18 protein-coding genes are annotated in these 18884 nt (G+C 30.0%); 1 reads left to right on the top strand and 17 read right to left on the bottom strand.

Annotation, left to right across the window (positions count from 1 at the left end):
- Window positions 1-25: 25 nt before the first annotated feature.
- The 8 genes from pafA to ACTF56_RS02405 all read right to left on the bottom strand — a co-directional run bounded on the left by pafA (window position 26) and on the right by ACTF56_RS02405 (window position 8364).
- Window positions 26-1669 carry an alkaline phosphatase PafA gene (gene pafA / locus ACTF56_RS02440; RefSeq protein ID WP_438965320.1) on the bottom strand — a complete coding sequence of 548 codons (1644 nt, stop codon included), beginning with the start codon at window positions 1667-1669 and terminating at the stop codon, window positions 26-28.
- A gap of 113 nt (window positions 1670-1782) precedes the next feature.
- Window positions 1783-2229, bottom strand: a complete 447-nt coding sequence (locus tag ACTF56_RS02435; RefSeq protein WP_438965319.1) for an ArsR/SmtB family transcription factor — start codon at window positions 2227-2229, stop codon at window positions 1783-1785.
- A gap of 161 nt (window positions 2230-2390) precedes the next feature.
- Complete coding sequence (locus tag ACTF56_RS02430; protein WP_438965318.1) at window positions 2391-2819, bottom strand: hypothetical protein; 429 nt, start codon at window positions 2817-2819, stop codon at window positions 2391-2393.
- 3 nt (window positions 2820-2822) lie between these two features.
- Window positions 2823-3767: an NAD(P)H-dependent flavin oxidoreductase gene (locus ACTF56_RS02425; RefSeq protein ID WP_438965317.1), complete on the bottom strand. Its 945-nt coding sequence runs from the start codon at window positions 3765-3767 to the stop codon at window positions 2823-2825.
- Window positions 3767-5377 (bottom strand): S8 family serine peptidase, encoded by a 1611-nt coding sequence (locus ACTF56_RS02420; protein WP_438965316.1) that lies wholly within the window; start codon window positions 5375-5377, stop codon window positions 3767-3769. Before ACTF56_RS02420 ends, ACTF56_RS02425 begins: the two co-directional genes overlap by 1 nt.
- Window positions 5378-5419: 42 nt before the next feature.
- Window positions 5420-6358 carry a calcium/sodium antiporter gene (locus ACTF56_RS02415; RefSeq protein WP_438965315.1) on the bottom strand — a complete coding sequence of 313 codons (939 nt, stop codon included), beginning with the start codon at window positions 6356-6358 and terminating at the stop codon, window positions 5420-5422.
- Window positions 6359-6373: 15 nt separating this feature from the next.
- The gene (mnmA, locus tag ACTF56_RS02410; RefSeq protein ID WP_438965314.1) at window positions 6374-7561 is read right to left on the bottom strand and encodes a tRNA 2-thiouridine(34) synthase MnmA; all 1188 of its coding nucleotides are present in this window, start codon (window positions 7559-7561) and stop codon (window positions 6374-6376) included.
- Window positions 7561-8364, bottom strand: coding sequence for a toxin-antitoxin system YwqK family antitoxin (locus ACTF56_RS02405; RefSeq protein WP_438965313.1), 804 nt, complete (start codon window positions 8362-8364; stop codon window positions 7561-7563). The genes mnmA and ACTF56_RS02405 overlap by 1 nt, the downstream gene beginning before the upstream one ends.
- 148 nt (window positions 8365-8512) lie before the next feature.
- On the opposite strand from ACTF56_RS02405, the gene ACTF56_RS02400 reads away from it, so the two are divergent.
- Complete coding sequence (locus tag ACTF56_RS02400; protein ID WP_438965312.1) at window positions 8513-9445, top strand: fasciclin domain-containing protein; 933 nt, start codon at window positions 8513-8515, stop codon at window positions 9443-9445.
- Window positions 9446-9517: 72 nt separating this feature from the next.
- Here the strand turns inward: ACTF56_RS02400 and yidC are convergent, their stop codons facing one another.
- From yidC to guaA, 9 genes are all read right to left on the bottom strand, one after another.
- Window positions 9518-11404: a membrane protein insertase YidC gene (yidC, locus tag ACTF56_RS02395; protein WP_438965311.1), complete on the bottom strand. Its 1887-nt coding sequence runs from the start codon at window positions 11402-11404 to the stop codon at window positions 9518-9520.
- 51 nt (window positions 11405-11455) lie between these two features.
- A complete protein-coding gene (locus ACTF56_RS02390; protein WP_438965310.1) occupies window positions 11456-13063 on the bottom strand; it encodes a CTP synthase in 1608 nt (535 codons plus the stop codon).
- A 157-nt stretch (window positions 13064-13220) separates the two neighbouring features.
- Entirely contained in the window at window positions 13221-13640 is a 420-nt protein-coding gene (locus ACTF56_RS02385; protein WP_438965309.1) for a DUF805 domain-containing protein, read from the bottom strand.
- Between the two features lie 88 nt (window positions 13641-13728).
- Window positions 13729-13956, bottom strand: a complete 228-nt coding sequence (locus ACTF56_RS02380) for a DUF3820 family protein (RefSeq protein WP_438965308.1) — start codon at window positions 13954-13956, stop codon at window positions 13729-13731.
- Window positions 13957-13988: 32 nt separating this feature from the next.
- The gene (locus ACTF56_RS02375; RefSeq protein WP_438965307.1) at window positions 13989-14393 is read right to left on the bottom strand and encodes an OsmC family protein; all 405 of its coding nucleotides are present in this window, start codon (window positions 14391-14393) and stop codon (window positions 13989-13991) included.
- Window positions 14393-16180 carry a LysM peptidoglycan-binding domain-containing protein gene (locus ACTF56_RS02370; protein WP_438965306.1) on the bottom strand — a complete coding sequence of 596 codons (1788 nt, stop codon included), beginning with the start codon at window positions 16178-16180 and terminating at the stop codon, window positions 14393-14395. The genes ACTF56_RS02375 and ACTF56_RS02370 overlap by 1 nt, the downstream gene beginning before the upstream one ends.
- A gap of 10 nt (window positions 16181-16190) precedes the next feature.
- On the bottom strand, window positions 16191-16739 hold the full coding sequence (locus ACTF56_RS02365; protein ID WP_438965305.1) for a LysM peptidoglycan-binding domain-containing protein: 549 nt from the start codon (window positions 16737-16739) through the stop codon (window positions 16191-16193).
- 158 nt (window positions 16740-16897) lie between these two features.
- A complete protein-coding gene (locus ACTF56_RS02360; RefSeq protein ID WP_438965304.1) occupies window positions 16898-17263 on the bottom strand; it encodes a LysM peptidoglycan-binding domain-containing protein in 366 nt (121 codons plus the stop codon).
- Between the two features lie 20 nt (window positions 17264-17283).
- Window positions 17284-18816, bottom strand: a complete 1533-nt coding sequence (gene guaA / locus ACTF56_RS02355) for a glutamine-hydrolyzing GMP synthase (protein WP_438965303.1) — start codon at window positions 18814-18816, stop codon at window positions 17284-17286.
- Window positions 18817-18884: the final 68 nt, after the last annotated feature.

Raw genomic sequence — 18884 nt, 5'->3', positions numbered from 1 at the left:
TAAAATTAAATCGTGTTTTTTGTATTTATCTCCTTTGCTCTTTAGTGATTACACTTTCATCTTTATTCAAAACTTCTTGTAACAACTCTGCTTTAGTTCCGTTTGGATAAGTGATTTTTAGTAATTGAGAAAGTGTTGGAGCAATTTGTGTGATTTCTTTTCGGTCAAAAGATTCTCCTTTTTTAATGTGCCAACCATAAAATAACAAAGGTACATGTGTATCATACGTATAAGGACTGCCATGAGTTGTTCCAGTTGAAGAATATTCTACATAACCCGGTTTTAAAGTTATAACTAATTCACCATTTTGACTTGGATCATAACCATTTGCAATAAAATTTAAATAAAAATCAGCTCCAGAAGAAGCTAAAATTTGTTCTTCTGTATATACTCTTTTAACGAATTTTTGTTGGTATAAATAATTAGTAAATTCTTCTTTCACTTTTGAAAGTTCTAATTCTTTTTTCTTGATTAAATCTTTATTAAAGAATAAATTGAAATTAGAATAATCTAAAATTAAATCTTCTCCGAAAGTGGTTTTAGAAAACTCAACTAATTCATTTTTTATAGTTTTAGAATTTAAGTTATTGACATCGTATTTATTATCTTTCAAATACGAAACATTTTCAGCACCAGCATGATCAGCAGTTAAAAACACTAAATAATTTCCTTTTCCTACATTTTTATCTAGATAAGCTAAAAAGTCGGCTATAGTTTCATCTAAACGCAAATAAGTGTCTTGTAATTCAATTGATCTTGGTCCAAGAATATGTCCAATATAATCTGTAGAAGAAAAACTAACGGTTAAAAAATCAGTAATTTCATCTTTTCCAAGAGCCTCTTTTTCAATGGTTTCTTTGGCAAAATCAGCTAACAAATTATTTCCAAAAGGAGTTGAACGCAACACACCTGCATCATTATTGTCATACATGTCTTTTAAATTGTATGGAAAAAAAGGGGTTTTCTTATATAGTTTTCCTTCATAAGGACTGTTATCTGTTAAACTTTCGTTATAGGTTTCTTTTGGTTTAAATAATTCCCAACCCTTTTGAATGTAGGTTTCGTAATGTTTAGCATTATTGAAATTTGTTACCCAATTTGGTAAACTTTCACCGTAGTAAGTACTTGAAATAAAAGCACCTGTTTTGCTATACCAAAAAGCCCAATCTGCAAAATGTCCTGCTGGTAAAATAGCACCTCTATCTTTTAAACTCATTCCAATTACTTTTCCTTTGAAATTGGTGGCTAATTTTAATTCATCTGTGATTGTAGTACTTTGTAAATTTTTTGGCGACATTTTTCCTTCACTATCAGTTCCGTCTCCAATGGTTTTTACATTTTCATCATCAGTACAATACATGTCTTTTCCAGTAGTTTTGTTGAACCAATCATTCCCTACAATTCCGTGAGTAGTCGGCGTTGTTCCTGTATAAATGGAAGCATGTCCTGGTGCCGTGTAAGTTGGCATATAATTATAATGCATATTTTGAAACGTGTACCCCTCTCTCATTAAACGTTTAAAACCCGTTTCGGAAAAATCATTTGAAAATCGGTACAAATATTCCATTTTCATCTGATCTACAACAATTCCTACGACTAATTTTGGTTGCTCTTGACTGAAAGATTTTGCTAAAGAAAATAAAAATAATAATGCGAATAATTTTTTCATGCTTGAAATTTTTACAAAAGTAATTATAAGTTATGAATTGAAAGTAAAGAGAATCTTAAATTATATTCAAAAAAAAATCCTATTTATTTATAGGATAATTTAACTAATGTAATCTATTGTTTTTTATTTTTGAATTCGTAATTGAAATTCTTTAAGTGAATGTGTTTTTTTGTAACTTCCTTTTTTTCAACTAATTTAACTGAAGATTTGTTCAGTTTTACTACTTTTTCTTTTATTTTTAATGGTTTAAAATCGTAACTATTTATGTAATTATCAATAAATTGACTTAATATACTGAGTTTAGATTTTTCTACTGAATAAATAGAATTTTTTCCTAGAAAAGAAATATTAATCAATTCAGCCTTTTTAAGTTCTAACAAATGTTTTGAAACCGTTGATTGCGCTAAAGGAAGCACTCCTACAATTTCTCCACAAGTTGCCGTTTTGGTGTTTAACAAAACATTCATAATTTGAATTCTTGCAGGATGTCCTAATGCTTTGAAAACATTTGCTACATCATTTACATCTTGTTTAAAACCAACACGTTTAGTTAATCCCATAGTTTCTACCAACTTAAATGAATCGCAATTTAACGATAAATAATAAAATTAGCAAAAGTTATTAACAAAATCTATAAAATGCTTAAAAAAAGCGATAATAAGTCAAAAAAATGTTGAAAAGTATTAATTTAGGTCACAAAATGTTTAATAACTATTAATTACTACTCTTCTTTTGGAGCATCTTCTTTCTGCATTATAATGTTATAAGCAATAATTAAATCGTCGTAAGTAATGTAAAGTTGCATTCTATTGCCTTGTTTTTTTCGCGTAAAAACCGAAACATTACAATCAACACCTTCGTTATCAATACAATTCAATGATACGATATTATCCGTTTCATTGGACACAGGATCATTATACTTGACAATGCTAAACAACTGAATAACTTCAGAATAAACAACGACTCTATGATTATCACCATCTAATTTAATAATCATTTTTGACGCTGTAAAATCAGACCAATCTTTCCATTCCCCTTTTTTATTTTTCTCTAAAACGGTAAATCCAGTAGTTTCAAAAATTACCTTTTGAGAAAATCCAGAGCAACTAATTAACAAAGCAACTAGTATTATTTTTAATTTGTTTTGCATTTTTTAAAATTGAAATTGTTGTACTTCTTTTTGTGCGTTATAAAATTCATTCATCACCTTTACTATAATGTCTTTAACTGGTAATATGTCATGAATTAAACCTGAAATTTGACCAATTTCCAATTCACCTTCAATTAAATCACCTTCAAACATGCCTCTTTTGGCCCTTCTTTTTCCCAATAATTGTTCTAATTCCTCTTTTGAAGGACCTTTAGTGTATAATTCTTGAATATCTTGAAAAAATTTATTTTTAACCAATCTTACAGGAGCTAACTCTTTTAACGTTAATTGTGTATCACCTTCATTTGCTTCCACAACCGTATTTTTAAAAGCATCGTGCGCACTAGATTCAACTGAAGCCACAAAACGGGTTCCCATTTGGATTCCGTCAGCACCTAAAGCCATTGCAGCTAACATTCCTTTTCCCGAAGCTATTCCTCCAGCAGCAATTAATGGTATAGTAATATTTTCTCTTACAACTGGAATTAATGTTAAAGTTGTAGTTTCTTCTCTTCCATTGTGACCTCCAGCTTCAAAACCTTCAGCTACTACTGCGTCAACACCAGCATCTTGAGCTTTTAAAGCAAATTTTGAACTACTAACAACATGTGCAACTTTTATGCCATTATCTTTCAAATGTTGCGTCCAAGTTTTAGGATTTCCTGCAGAAGTAAAAACTATTTTAACCTCTTCTTCAATAATAATCTTTATAATTTCTTCCAAATCTGGATATAACATTGGAACGTTTACTCCAAAAGGATTTTTTGTGGCTTTTTTACATTTTTGGATGTGCTCTCTTAAAACATCTGGATACATTGAACCTGCACCAATTAATCCTAAACCACCTGCATTACTTACAGCACTGGCTAATTTGTAACCGCTATTCCATATCATACCTCCTTGTATAATTGGGTATTTTATTTGAAATAGATTTGTAATTCTATTCATTATTTTTTTTGTATTTTCCCTGTAAAGGTTTTGTTTGAAGTTTCAATTTTATAAAAATAAATTCCCGAGTTTAAATTAGACAAGGAATAAACCCCTTGTTTACTCATGATCTCTTTTTCATCAACTAATTGTCCGATTGCATTAAAAATATAAAGCTTTGTATTTGTAAAATTAGTCAATAAAGTAAATTCATTTTCTACAGGATTTGGATATAAAACGGGATGATTGTCAACTACATTTTCTAAATTTAAGGCATTGTTTAAAGCCAATTGAAAATCGGGAACACCATATCCTTTTTGAGTTGTAGGATTTGTGAAATTATCTGAAGATTCTTTGATGAATTGAATTACTTGATCGTTTGTTAAATTAGGCATAGCTGACCAAAAAGAAGCTACCATTCCTGCCATTATTGGACTTGAAAAAGATGTTCCACTTGCTGTAATTATAGTTCCATTGATATCGCTTAAAGTTGCACCTAAACCTTTGGCCACCACATCTGGTTTTACTCGACCGTCAAAAGTTGGTCCGACAGAACTAAAACTTACATAATTTTCATTACTATCAATAGCTCCAATTGTAAACGCTTTTAAAGCATCAGCTGGAGTTCCAATATTTGGATTAGCTGTTGCACCCGAATTTCCTGCACTTACAACCACAATCATTCCACGAGAATGGGCAATGTTTAAACCTCTTGATATAAATGATGTTGTTCCATTCATATCGTTATAAGTGTAACTGTAGGAAGGATTGTCATAACCAAAATACCCTAATGAAGTATTGATGATGTCTGCACCATAATAATCAGCCAATTCGGCAGCTTCCACCCAATAAGATTCTTCTACTGGGTTTTCTTCATTTACATCTTCGGTAATAAATAAGTAGTATTGAGCATTTGGTGCTGAACCAATTAACTGATTTTCAACTACTGAACCCATGCAAGAAAGTACATAAGTACCATGAAAATGTCTTGCAAAATAATTAGAATTCGCATCTGGAAAATTATATCCTCCTAAAATTTGATTGTTATTGATAAGATTTTGAAATGGCATCGCAGTATTCACACCAGTAAAACCAGAATCTAAAACGGCAATAATTTTTCCTTGACCTGTAAAATTTTGTTCGTGCAACAAATGACCGTTCAACATTTGTATTTGATTGGCCGAAGTTCCGTAATTATAATCAATAGTTGCGTCTAAATTTTTATTGATGCTGTTTAATACATTACTACTTGATGAACTTGAAGCTTTTGCATTTAAATTTCCATTGGCAAAATCAATATAACTTACAAAGGAAAATAAACTCAACGCTTCAATATTAGACTGAGTTCCTCTTACATGTACCGCATTTAACCATTTTGATTTGGCTTTAACAGTAATTCCGTTAGCATTTAAAATTTGATTCAAATAATCTTGATGAATGGGTACATCTTTAACATCTAAAGGAATATTTTGATTGGTTCTTCTATCTAAAGCTCTTTGGGTAAGCATTGACAAAGGATTTGACAAATATGTTGCAGCTTCAGGCTTATTGGTAAAATAAATCCAAGCATCTTCTTGAGAAAACACTGAAAAAGAAGTTAAGACTAAAATTATTAGGATAAACTTTTTCATGATTTATTATTTACTTCAAATATATAAAATTCTTACCGAAATTTAAGAAATAGTAAAATAAATGAATGTTGTATAAGCTAACAATAAAAGTATTCCCTCTTTAAAACTTAAACTTCCTCTTTTAGGTAAAAGAACCAATGGTAACAAGATGATTGCAAAACCTAGCATCCAATAAATATCTTGTGACATAATACTTTTATCGATATTTTTTATGGGACTAATGATGGCTGTAATTCCTAAAACACTTAGTATATTGAATATGTTTGAGCCAATTATGTTTCCTATTGAAATATCATTTTCTTTTTTTATACTCGCAATAACTGAAGAGGCTAATTCTGGAATACTTGTACCAATTGAAACAACAGTTACAGCAATAATTCGCTTACTTACTCCTAAGTTTTCAGCCAAATTTACGGCTCCATTTACTAATAATTCTGATCCAGCCCAAAGTGCAAATCCACCTACTGCTAAAAATCCTAAAATTAAAAGATAAGACATTTCTTTCTCTTTTACTTCTGGAACTTCAATTGTAACTTTTTTATTTTGTTTGACTAAATAAAATAAGAATACAATTAATAAAGCAATAAAAATAAACCCTTCTACTCTACTTAATTCTCCATCCATGATTAAGAAAACAAACAACAAAACGGAAGCTATCATTTTTGTAGGCCAATCCGTCGCAAAAAAACTTTTATCAATTTGAATGGCATTAATTAATAATACTACTCCAAGTACAAGACCAATGTTTCCAATATTTGAACCCACAACATTGCCAACAGCAATATCCGAATATCCATCTAAAGCAGCATTTACACTAACAATAAGTTCAGGTAAAGATGTAGCAAAAGAAACTACTGTTAAACCTACAATTATTTTAGAAATATTTAATCTGTTGGACAAACCCACTGCTGATTTTAACAACCAATCTCCACCTAGAACTAATAAAACTAAACCTCCAATAATGTACAATAAATCTTCCACGAAATTGTTGTATTTTTAAGAAATTACACCACTACCAAATAATTCATCATTCTCATACCATGCCACAAATTGTCCTTCCGTGATGGCAGATTGAGGATTTTCAAAAACTACATACATTCCAGTTTCAAATTGATGCAGCGTTGCTTTTTCTAAAGGTTGGCGGTAACGAATTCGAGCCATTACTTGTCTTTCCTCGTTCGCTTTTAATTTTAAGTCTTCTCTTATCCAATGCACTTCTGACGCTTTTACAAATAAAGCATTTTTATACAAACCCGGATGATTTGAACCTTGACCGGTATAAATTATATTTTTTTCAACATCTGTTTGAATTATAAATAAAGGTTCTTTTGTACCTCCAACATTCAAGCCTTTTCTTTGTCCATTGGTAAAATAATGTGCTCCTTGGTGCTTTCCTACAACTTTAGCATCAGCTTTTGAAAAATCTAACTTTCTAGATTGATAGGCAAAGGCTTCTTCTCTATTTTTAAACTCATTTGAAACTACTTCAAAAACAGCATCATCAGCATTGACTTCAAGAATGATTCCTTCTTTAGGTTGTAATTTTTGTTGAAGAAATTCAGGCAAACGCACTTTTCCAATAAAACATAGACCTTGAGAGTCTTTTTTATCAGCAGTTATTAAATCCATTTCAGTAGCAATTGCCCTTACTTGCGGTTTTGTTAATTCACCAATAGGAAATAATGCTTTTGAAAGTTGCTCTTGCGATAATTGGCATAAAAAATACGATTGATCTTTGTTATTATCTTTTCCTACTAGTAATTGAAATAGTTCCTTTCCATCTTTTAGAAAACTAGATTTTCTGCAATAATGTCCTGTTGCTACATAATCTGCACCTAATTCTAGGGCAATTTTCATAAAAACATCAAACTTAATTTCTCTGTTGCATAAAACATCAGGATTTGGAGTTCTTCCATTTTCATATTCTTGAAACATGTAATCAACAATTTTTTCTTTGTATTGTTCTGACAAATCAACTGTTTGAAATGGAATTCCTAATTTTTCGGCAACTAAAAGAGCATCATTACTATCTTCTAACCAAGGACAATCATTAGAAATAGTAACCGAATCATCATGCCAATTCTTCATAAAAAGACCTATAACATCATAGCCTTGTTCTTTTAATAAATATGCCGCAACACTTGAGTCTACACCACCAGAAAGTCCTACTACTACTCTTTTCATTATTTCTCTTTTGTCTTTTCTTGTGTATTTATATATTTTTTTTCTGTTTTATCTTTTTCATCTCTATCTTTCAATTCACTTGGAATTTTTTCTCCTTTTTCATTTAAGATGTATATGAAATTTTTAGCGTTTATTTTTTTAGCTTTTTCTTCTTTAATCACTTTTCCGTTTTCGTAAGTGTACCAAATTCCCGATTTTAAGCCTTCTTTATATTGACCTTTTAAAATTAAATTGCCTAAACCGTCATAAAATAAAGCCTCACCATCTAATTGATCATTTTTATAATTTAACTCTTCAATAATTTTTTCATTAATACCAAATCGTTTATAATTACCCTGTTTTTTACCTTCCACATAATTCATAATTTCAGCTAAAGAGCCATCGTTAAAAAAAACTTTTCTTGTTCCATTTAATTGTCCTTGTTTATAATTTTCATGAGTCATAACTATTTTTGACTCTTTGTGATAGAATTTCCAGATACCTTCATATGATCTATTAATTAATAACCCTTCACTTACAATATTATTTTTTCTATCAAAAATAGTTACATAACAAGAATTGTTTCCTTTAGAAAAATCTCTAGTGGCAATAACTTTACCATCTTTTGTATCATCAAAATATTTAAATATTCCTGTTTCAATACCGTGTTCAAAAACGCCTTCATATCTAGGTCTTTTTGATTCTTCATAAATACCTTTCCACAAACCGTGTCTTTTTCCTTCTTTATCCAACTGGTTTATTGTTTCTTGACTAAAAGCAGTACAACATATAAAAAGCACAAAATTTAGAATATATTTCTTCATTTTAACAATTGTTTTAAATTATTTATAAATTTCCGTTAAAAAACAAATTATTTGCTAAACACTTCTAAAAAAAGGTGTTAAACTTTATTTTGAATTTTTGAATTTTGTTTATTCTTTTTTAAGTTTGATTAAACAAAAAATCAATACTATGAAAAACATTGCAAAATTAATCAAATTAACGTTATTAGTTGTTACAACTTCAATAATGTTTTCATGTACCGATGATGAAACAGGTACAACACAAAGTAATACTATTTCAGCTATTGCTTCTAGAACGTCAGATTTCTCCATTTTAGTATCTGCACTAGATAGAGCTGGTTTAGTACAAACATTAGACCAAACTGGTCCTTACACTGTATTTGCTCCTGATAATGCTGCATTTTCTGCATTTTTGACTGCAAACAATTTCAACAGTTTAGAAGAAGTTCCAATTCCACTATTGACAGAAATTTTAAAAAATCATGTAGTATCTGGAACTAATTTATCAACTGGATTAACCACTGGTTATGTGAAAACTTTAGCTGTTGGTTCTGCATCTTCAACAAATACCTTGAGTATGTATATTAACACCACCAATGGGGTTAGACTTAACGGTGTTTCAAATGTAACACAAGCAGATATTGTTGCGTCAAATGGTGTAATTCACAAAGTCAATGCTGTAATTGGATTACCAACTGTTGTAACTCATGCGGCTGCTAATGGCAATTTTTCTACTTTAGCTGGTTTGTTAGATGCGCAAGGATTATTACCAACTTTATCTTCTACATCTGGAACTCCGACTCCTTTTACTGTTTTTGCACCATTAAATTCTGCTTTTACACAACCAGTTATTGATTTGTATGGCACTTTAACAGATGCACAAAAAACAGGTCTTTTAACATACCATGTAGTTGGTGAAGCAAACGTTTTATCAACTGGAATTCCTACAACTGCTATTAATACACTACAAGGTGGAACTTTTACAGTTGCTGGAACGGTGATTACTGATGCAATCAATGCACAAACAAACATTGTTTTAACTGATGTTCAATGCTCAAATGGAGTTATCCACGCTATTGACAGAGTTATACGTCCTTTTTAATTAAAGAAAATGCTATGAAAACATAAAGCCATTCATTAATTTGAATGGCTTTTATAATAAAAATCATGTTTTTTATTTTTTATTTTGAGCTTTTTGGGCTTCGGCTTGTTCCATCATTTCTCTCATTTTCTTTTGGAACTTACTTTCTTTCTTTTCTTTAGTTTTATTCTCTTGAATTTTAGCATGAATTTTTTCATCATTCACAATGTAATTCTTGATAACTAACATGATACCGATTGTAATTAAGTTAGAAATAAAATAATACAAACTTAATCCTGAAGCATAATTGTTAAAGAAAATCAACATCATTAATGGAGAAATATAAATCATAATTTTCATGATTTTTCCCATATCTGGCATTCCTTCTTGAGTTGGAGCACTCATTTGTTGATCACCTGTTGTCATTTTCATGTAAAAGAAAATAGCAATAGAAGCTAAAATTGGAAATAAACTTACGTGATCTCCATACATCGGGATTCTAAATGGTAACGGGTAAATATTATCATAAGAAGATAAATCATCTGCCCAAAGAAAGCTTTTTTGTCTTAAATCAAACATTGATGGAAAGAAATTAAACAAAGCATAGAAAACAGGAATTTGCATTACCGCTGGCAGACAACCTGCCATAGGATTTACACCAGCTTTAGAGTACAATTTCATTGTTTCCTGCTGTTTTTTCATTGCATTATCTTTATACTTAGTATTTAATTCATTAATTTCTGGACGAAGTACTTTCATTTTTGCTTGAGACAGATATGATTTGTAAGTAATTGGAGACATAACCAATCGCACTAAAATTGTAAACAAAATAATAGCCAATCCGTAAGGCATGAAACCACTAATAAAACCAAATACAGGAATAAAAATGTAACGGTTAATCCAACCGAAAATTCCCCAACCTAATGGTAAAATTTCGTCTAGATTTTTTTCATAATCTTTTAAAATATCATATTTTGCTGGACCATAATACCAATTCATGCTATAGTTTAATTCACCATTTTTTATATCTAAAGGTGCTTTAGCAAAATATTTTTTAGTAAAAATTGTGTTAATTTTTTCGTCTATAACCAAGTTTTCAGATTTAAACTGAACTGTTTTTAAAGGCGTATCGGTCAACAAAATAGAAGTAAAAAAATGTTGATGAAACGCAATATAGGTTACCTCTTTAGCGGTATCATCATCATCTGCTGCAACACTTAAAGAACTGTCTTTTCCATCTTCATATTCGTAGTGAATATCTGTGTAACGGTTTTCGTAAGAAATACTTTTTTCATTTCTGTAAGTCTTTAATTGCCATTCTAATTCTAATGGCTTTGAAGTATTTACAACCTCTGTTAAACCTTGGGTTTTAATACCAAAATCTAACATGTATTCTTTAGGTTTTAAAACATAACGATACTCTAAAAACTGAGTTTCACTTGCTTTTAAACGCATAGTTAACACTTGATTTTTACCATCTTTAGTTAAAATTGGTTGAAAATATAGATCTTTCGAATTTAAAACACGATTATCTTTTGTGTTTAAAACTAAATTAAAATCGGCATTATTGTCTTTAATTATTTGAACTTCTTTTTTCGAATCTCTTTCGAATTGTTCTATTCCTTTAACGGTTGCTTCAACAATGTAACCACCTTTATTGGCAATCTTAAGAGAAAGTAAATCATTTTCAATGGTGGTAAACTCTTCTTTTGCAGATGGAAGTAATGAAGAATAAGCAAAAACTCCTAGTTTAGCAATTGCTTGTTCATCTTTAATAGAATCATTAACTACTTCAGGAGAAGCAACTTCATTATTATTATTTGATTCTATTGTTTCTGTTTGATTTTCAACTTGTTCATCTTTGGCTTTGGTCTCTGACACTTCAGGTGTAGGAGAATTTGAATAAAGCATCCACATCAAAATTCCTGAAATAAGTACAAAACCAATTATCGAATTTAAGTCTAATTTTTTTTCTTCCATTTTTATTTAATAATACGAAAGCTTAAGCAAACGTTTAATTTATACTAGTAGTTATTTATTATTAACTGCAGCTTTTATAAAACTCACAAATAAAGGATGTGGGTTTGCTACAGTACTTTTATATTCTGGATGATATTGAACTCCTACAAAAAAAGGATGGTCTTTAATTTCAACCATTTCAACTAAATTAGTGTCTGGATTCACTCCAGAAGCTATTAAGCCTGCATTTTCAAATTCATCTTTATATAGTCCGTTGTATTCATATCTGTGTCTGTGACGTTCCGAAATTTCTGATTTCCCGTAGATTTGTTGAGCTAAAGAACCTTCTTTTAAGGCACATTTCCAAGCACCTAATCGCATGGTTCCACCCAAATTTACAACATTTTTTTGCTCTTCCATCAAGTTAATTACAGGATGCTTTGTATTCCCGTTCATTTCTGTAGAATTAGCATCAGAGTATCCTAAAACGTTTCTTGCGAACTCAATAACGGCCATTTGCATTCCAAGACAAATTCCTAAAAATGGGACTTTGTTTTCTCTGGCATAACGAACTGTATCAATTTTTCCTTCAATTCCACGACTTCCAAATCCAGGAGCAACTAATATACCATCTAGATTTTTAAGTTGTTTTTCTGCCGTTTTGTCATTTAAAAATTCAGAATGAATAGAAATGACATTAACTTTAGTTTCGTTTGTAGCACCCGCATGAATAAATGCCTCTAAAATCGATTTGTATGAATCTTGTAATTCTACATATTTTCCAACTAAACCAATATTAATTTCGTGTTTAGGGTTTTTATGTTTTTGAAGAAATTCGTTCCAATTTTTTAAATCCGGACTATTTTTTTCTGGTAAACCTAATTTTTTTAAAGTGACCGTATCTAATCCTTCTTCAAGCATTAAATTAGGCACATCATATATTGTTGAAGCATCAATAGATTGAATAACCGCTTCCTTTTTAACATTACAAAATAAAGCTAATTTTTGTCGCAACTCATCAGACAATTCATGTTCTGTTCTACAAACAAGAATATCTGCTTTTATACCACTTTCCATTAAAGTTTTAACGGAGTGTTGGGTTGGTTTGGTTTTTAATTCTCCAGCAGCAGCTAAAAAAGGAACTAAAGTTAAATGAATACAAATGGCATTTTCATCCCCTAATTCCCATAACAATTGTCGTACAGATTCGATGTATGGCAATGATTCAATATCCCCTACGGTTCCACCAATTTCAGTAATAACAATATCAAAATTACCTGTTTGACCAAGCAATTGCATGCGTTCTTTAATTTCGTTAGTGATGTGAGGAACTACTTGAACTGTTTTTCCTAAAAACTCACCTCTTCGTTCTTTTTCAATAACAGAAAGGTATACTCTACCAGTTGTAACATTATTAGCTTGAGAAGTTGGAACGTTTAGAAATCTTTCATAGTGACCTAAGTCTAAATCGGTTTCAGCACCATCATCTGTAACGTAGCATTCCCCGTGTTCATAAGGATTTAATGTTCCTGGATCGACATTAATATAAGGGTCAAATTTTTGTATAGTTGCCCTATAGCCTCTTGCTTGTAATAATTTGGCTAAAGATGCCGCGATGATTCCTTTTCCTAAAGAAGAAGTCACACCACCTGTAACAAAAATATATTTCGTTTGATTCATTAGTTTGTTGTTTGTTGTGTTGTTGTTTGTTTTTATAAAACGTGCAAAGATAGTTTTAAATATTAGAATTTTTAAATTAGAAATCAGAAAATTTAATCTATAAAAAACAAAAAAACCATTTGGAATTCAAATGGCTTTAAAAAATATTATAATTAATTTATTCTTCAGAAGTTCCTATTTCATTTATTTCATGCATAGGAGCTTTGGGGTTATTTCCATATTCATTTTTCTGATTTTCTCCTTCTGAAACAGCTAATACAAAGTTATAAATTGGAATTAATAAATACCAACCACTTTTCCCATTATCATGCATTCTTCTTACACCAACTGCAATTGAAGGAATTAAAAAAACTATACTTGAAATTGAACCTAAAATTCCATTACCATTTTCTGGATCACCAATAAATAAACCACCGATTCCATCTAAAATACCTAAAAGAATACTTATAATAATATTTACTAATACAAAATACCAATATTCTTTTCTTCTTGCTCTTCCATTAAAATTGGCATAATTATCTATAACTACTTTTTTCCACCAATCTAAAAGATTATAGTTTTCTTCGCTTTTTTTCATTGTTTATGTTTTTAGTTAATATTAATTTCAAAAGTATTTAAATTTCTGTTAAAATTAAAATGTTTAAACTAAAATTATTAACAGTCTATCAAGGTTTCTGGAAATTTCTACGAATATTTCTAACCAATTCTTCTAAACCATTTAATTTTAATTCGTACACCAACTGCATTTGTTCTCCTAATAGACCTTTTGGAAATCCTTTATTGCTATACCAAACCACATAATATTCTGGTAAATCAATTAGATGATAACCTTCGTATTTGCCAAAAGGCATTTTTGCATGAGCAAGTTTAACTAATTGTTCTTGATGGGTCAATTTGATAAGTGAATTTTAGTTTTAGAACTCTATTATTTCCAGTTAAAAACAACCTCTTTTTCTATATCAGGATGAAGACTTAATAATACGGGGCAAGTCATGGCTGATCTTTCAAGAATAATTTTATTTTTATCAGATGTTGCAATTGATAGGTCTAAAACGACTTTTATTTTAGCAATTTTTCTGGGTTCCGATTGCATAATTTTGGTAATAGAAACTTTGGAATCCTTTAAATCAACCTCTAAATCTTTGGATTTAATTCCCATTATGGAAACCATACAACTTCCCAATGCAGTTGCTACTAAATCCGTTGGTGAAAAAGCTTCTCCTTTTCCGTGATTGTCTGTTGGAGCATCGGTGAGAATTTCTGTTCCTGATTGTAAATGCATACAAACAGTTCTAAGTTCTCCAACATAAGTTATATTTGAAGTTGCCATTATTTGATTTGTTTTATGGTTAAATCTTCCATAAATTGTTGTAAATAAATGGCATTGTTGTAGTTACCATTTTCAATTTTTATGTAATTGAATTTACTTTCCAATTGTTCCGATGCATATTCTGTAGTGGAAGCAATAAATCCCCCGTCTTGATACATTCTCAAAACTGTATCTAAAGTAACATCAAAACCACGTGTTGCAAAAGAATTAGGATTAATATTATTACTGTTTTTAAACTTTTTTGCAAATGATTTATAGTAACCACTATCATTATTCCTGTTATTGCTAGGATACAACAAATCTAAATTGGTTAAGCTTTTAATTTTAATTGCCTCAAAATCTAAAACATCATATAACTTTAAAACTACCAGCTGAATGTCGTATTTTGATTTTAACTTAGATAAAATTCCAGTTGCATTTAATGTCATTCCTGTGCTTTCAGTTTCTAAAATCACAAAATTCTTTTTGTCTTTTATTAAAAGCCCTTCAATTCCTGCTTCAGTAACACCTCCTTTTTCAGATAATGGTACTATTTTTAAATCAGGAAATTGAGCTTGCAATTCTTCTTTAATAGCTACTTTTTTCTTACTAAAGATGGCTAAAGTATTTCCATTATTCTCCTTAAAATACTTCATTAACTCTTCTCTTTCAATTTGTTCGGTAGGTCTCGAATAATAGATATTCTCAAAAGGTTTACCGGTTTTAGAAGACAAAGGAGAAATTACTGGAATATTGTATTTTTTTAATAAAAGTGCTGTTTGTTCAATTTGATTGTTAAATAAAGGTCCGATAACTGCATCTACTTTTGAAAAATCATTTTTAGCAATAATTTCATTAATTTTACTAACGGATGATTCAGTATCAAATATTTTGACTTTTAAGTTATAACCCAATTTTTTTAAAGAGTCAAGTGCTAACAATTGTCCCGCATAAAAATCTAAGGCGATGTTTAAAGTCTTATCGGCTTTTAAATAATCCGATTTAGATTTTACCGTATCAGATTCCATTTTAGCTATATTGAAAGGTAAGAAAATCACTAATGTTTTTTCTTCATTACTTTTCTTGGCTACCAAAGCAACTTTATTATGGTTTTGTTGAATTTCTTCAAGTTTAGAGTTTGGTAAATTGATAACTAAACCTTCTTTAAATCCTTCCTTTAAAATTGGATTTAACTCTAAAATTTTCATTTGAGAAACATTAAATTTTTTTGAAACTCCGTAAAGTGTCTCACGAGGAAGAATTGTATATTGTTGGTAGTTTATTGAATCATTTAGAACAGTTACTAATTCACTTTTAGATTCATTAGGAGTTTTAACTGCTTCAATTTTAGAATCATCAGTTTGATTTTTAACATCTTGAAAATTAGGATTTTTGATAGTTAATTCTTGACCAGCTTGTAAACCATTTTCAACAATAATTGGATTCCATTCTTTTAATTCATCTTGACTCACATTGAATTTTTTGGATAGTCCATACAAGGTTTCCTGCTCTTTTACCGTATATTTTTCAGAAACAACTAAATTCTTTTTTGTGTCTTTTTTAGCTTCTTTTTTACTTTTTTTGTCTTGTAAAATCAAACTAATTAATAAAACTTCCCCTTCTTTAATACCTCCTTTAGCACTTGGGTTTAATCTATAAATATCGTAAGGAGAAACTTTATATTTCTTAGCAATTTGAGTAACATTTTCACCCTTTAAAACTGTATGTTTTACATAATCATCGTTTTTTTGTGCCCATGAACTGACAGAAAGTAAGATGATAAAAAGAAGTTTATAAATAGATTTCATGAAATGTATATTAATTTTTAATGACAATAATTTGGCCAACTTCAATTGGTTTTTCCAATAATTCTTTATTATTATTAATTAAATCTGGAACATTAACATTATATATTTTAGAAATTGCATATACTGTTTCTCCCTCTTTAACCACATGTTTTTGTTTTGAATTATTGTCTAAATTAGTGTTTTCTGTTGGTTTATTAATATTTGTTTTTTGATAATCAAGAACTGTACCAACCGAATTATTTTTAATTTTTAATAAGACACCTTCTTTAAAACCATTTCTAAGTGCTTCCTTATTTTCGTTTATTAAATCTGAGAGTTGAATATCGTATTTATCGCAAACCGATTTTAATGTTTCTCCTTTTTTGACTTCATGATTTACAATATTTGAAGCAATGACTTTATTGGAGTCGTCGGCTAATTTTTCAATCTTAGTATTTATGGCTTTACTATTGGGTCCAGAGCTAGTTAGTTTAGAATTGGATTTTAAATTGCTATATTCTGATTGTTCTTTAACTAAGTTGCTTTTATTTTGTTCCTTCAGATTTTCGTTTTTTGTCAAATCTTTTAATTGATTGTTCGTGTTTTCTGTGGGAAGTTCAACCGTTAATAACAAACCTTCCTTGATTCCATTTTTTAACTCTTCTTTATTTAATTTTAAAAGTTGACTAACTGAAAGATTATATTTTTGTGCAATTTGATAAACAGTTTCTCCATTTATTACAACGTGTTTAGGAGCTTCAATAGGCTGAAAATAATAAGGATCGGGAATTCTAATAATCCTTGTTTAGACTTAATACTATCAGGAACAGCATTTAAATTGACTCTGTTTTTATCTTCAGGCATAATGCTGGTATTAGGTATTTTAAGAATCATACCTCTTTCTAAACCGTCAACACTAAATTTATTTACTTTATATATTTCTGTTGGATTGACTAAATATTTTTTTGAAATAATAAGCATAGTTTCTCCTAAAGTAACTTTGTGCAAAACTACTTTATGTTTACTAATATCAAAATTACTTGCAGTTTGACCAGTAGACAAATTGATAAAAAACAATAGGATAAAAATGATTATTCTTTTCATTGCATTTAGTTTTTATTCAACTATTCCCATTCAATGGTTGCCGGTGGTTTAGAACTTATGTCGTAAACTACTCTATTAACTCCTTTTACTTTATTAATTATTTCGTTGGATATTTTCATTAAAAACTCGTAAGGTAAATGAACCCAATCCGCAGTCATTCCGTCAGTTGACTCTACTGCTCTCAGAGCAACAACTTTTTCATAAGTACGTTCATCACCCATTACACCTACACTATTAACAGGTAATAAAATAGCTCCAGCTTGCCAAACTTTGTCATACAAACCGTGTTCTTTCAAACCGTTAATAAAAATGGCATCAACTTCTTGAAGAATTGCTACTTTTTCTGGAGTAATATCTCCTAAAATTCTGATGGCTAAACCTGGCCCAGGAAAAGGATGTCTCCCTAATAATTCAGGATCAATACCTAAAGTTTTACCAACTCTTCTTACTTCATCTTTAAATAACATTCGTAAAGGTTCAACAATTTTAAGCTTCATAAAATCAGGTAAACCTCCTACATTATGATGTGATTTAATGGTAGCACTTGGACCACCAGTAGCTGAAACGGATTCAATAACATCTGGATAAATGGTTCCTTGTCCTAAAAACTTAACATCGGTAAGTAAATGTGCTTCATCATCAAAAACCTCAATAAATGCATTACCAATGGCTTTTCTTTTCGCTTCAGGATCATCTAAGTTAGCCAATGCATCATAAAACTTTTTTGAAGCATCAACACCTTTGACATTTAATCCCATGCCTTTGTATTGATTTAAAACATTTTGGAATTCATCTTTTCTTAAAAGACCATTATTAACAAAAATGCAATATAAATTATCACCAATAGCTTTATTCAATAAAACTGCGGCTACAGTAGAATCAACACCTCCAGATAATCCTAAAACCACTTTATCATTTCCGATTTTTTCTTTCATTTCAGAAATAATTTCTTCCACAAAAGCATTTGGAGTAAACGTTTGAGGCACTTCGGCAATATTAACTAAAAAGTTTTCAAGCATTTGTTTTCCATCTGAAGAATGATAAACTTCTGGATGAAATTGAATTGCGTAGGTAGTTTCACCTTCAATTTTGTACGCTGCATTTTCAACATCTTTTGTACTTGCTAATTTAACAGCTCCTGTTGGTAATGTTTTAATTGTATCGGAATGACTCATCCAAACTTGACTGTTTTCTGAAACGTTTTCCAAAAAACCTTCATTTTCTTTTATGTAAGATAAGTTGGCTCTTCCATATTCTCTAATATTGGACGGAGCTACTTCTCCACCAGAAAAATGAGCTAAATATTGTGCCCCATAGCAAATTGCCAAAAGTGGTTTTTTACCTCTAATTTCTGACAAATCTGGGTGTGGTGCATCATCAGCTCTAACAGAAAATGGACTTCCTGATAAAATTACTGCTTTGTAAGTTGACAAATCCTTGGGTGGATTGTTGTATGGAAATATTTCGCAAAAAATATTAAGTTCTCTAACACGTCTAGCAATAAGCTGCGTGTATTGTGAACCGAAATCTAAAATTAGTACGTTGTGTTGCATGGACAAATTTAATTTTTTAACCTAGATTATAAAAGTGTTAAAATAAAAGGTTTTCCACTAGTTATAAA

It is taken from the genome of Flavobacterium sp. (genome assembly GCF_965657075.1).
Classification (GTDB): domain Bacteria; phylum Bacteroidota; class Bacteroidia; order Flavobacteriales; family Flavobacteriaceae; genus Flavobacterium.
Note: the sequence above shows the minus strand (reverse complement) of the source record. Positions and strands in the feature narration are given on the sequence as shown.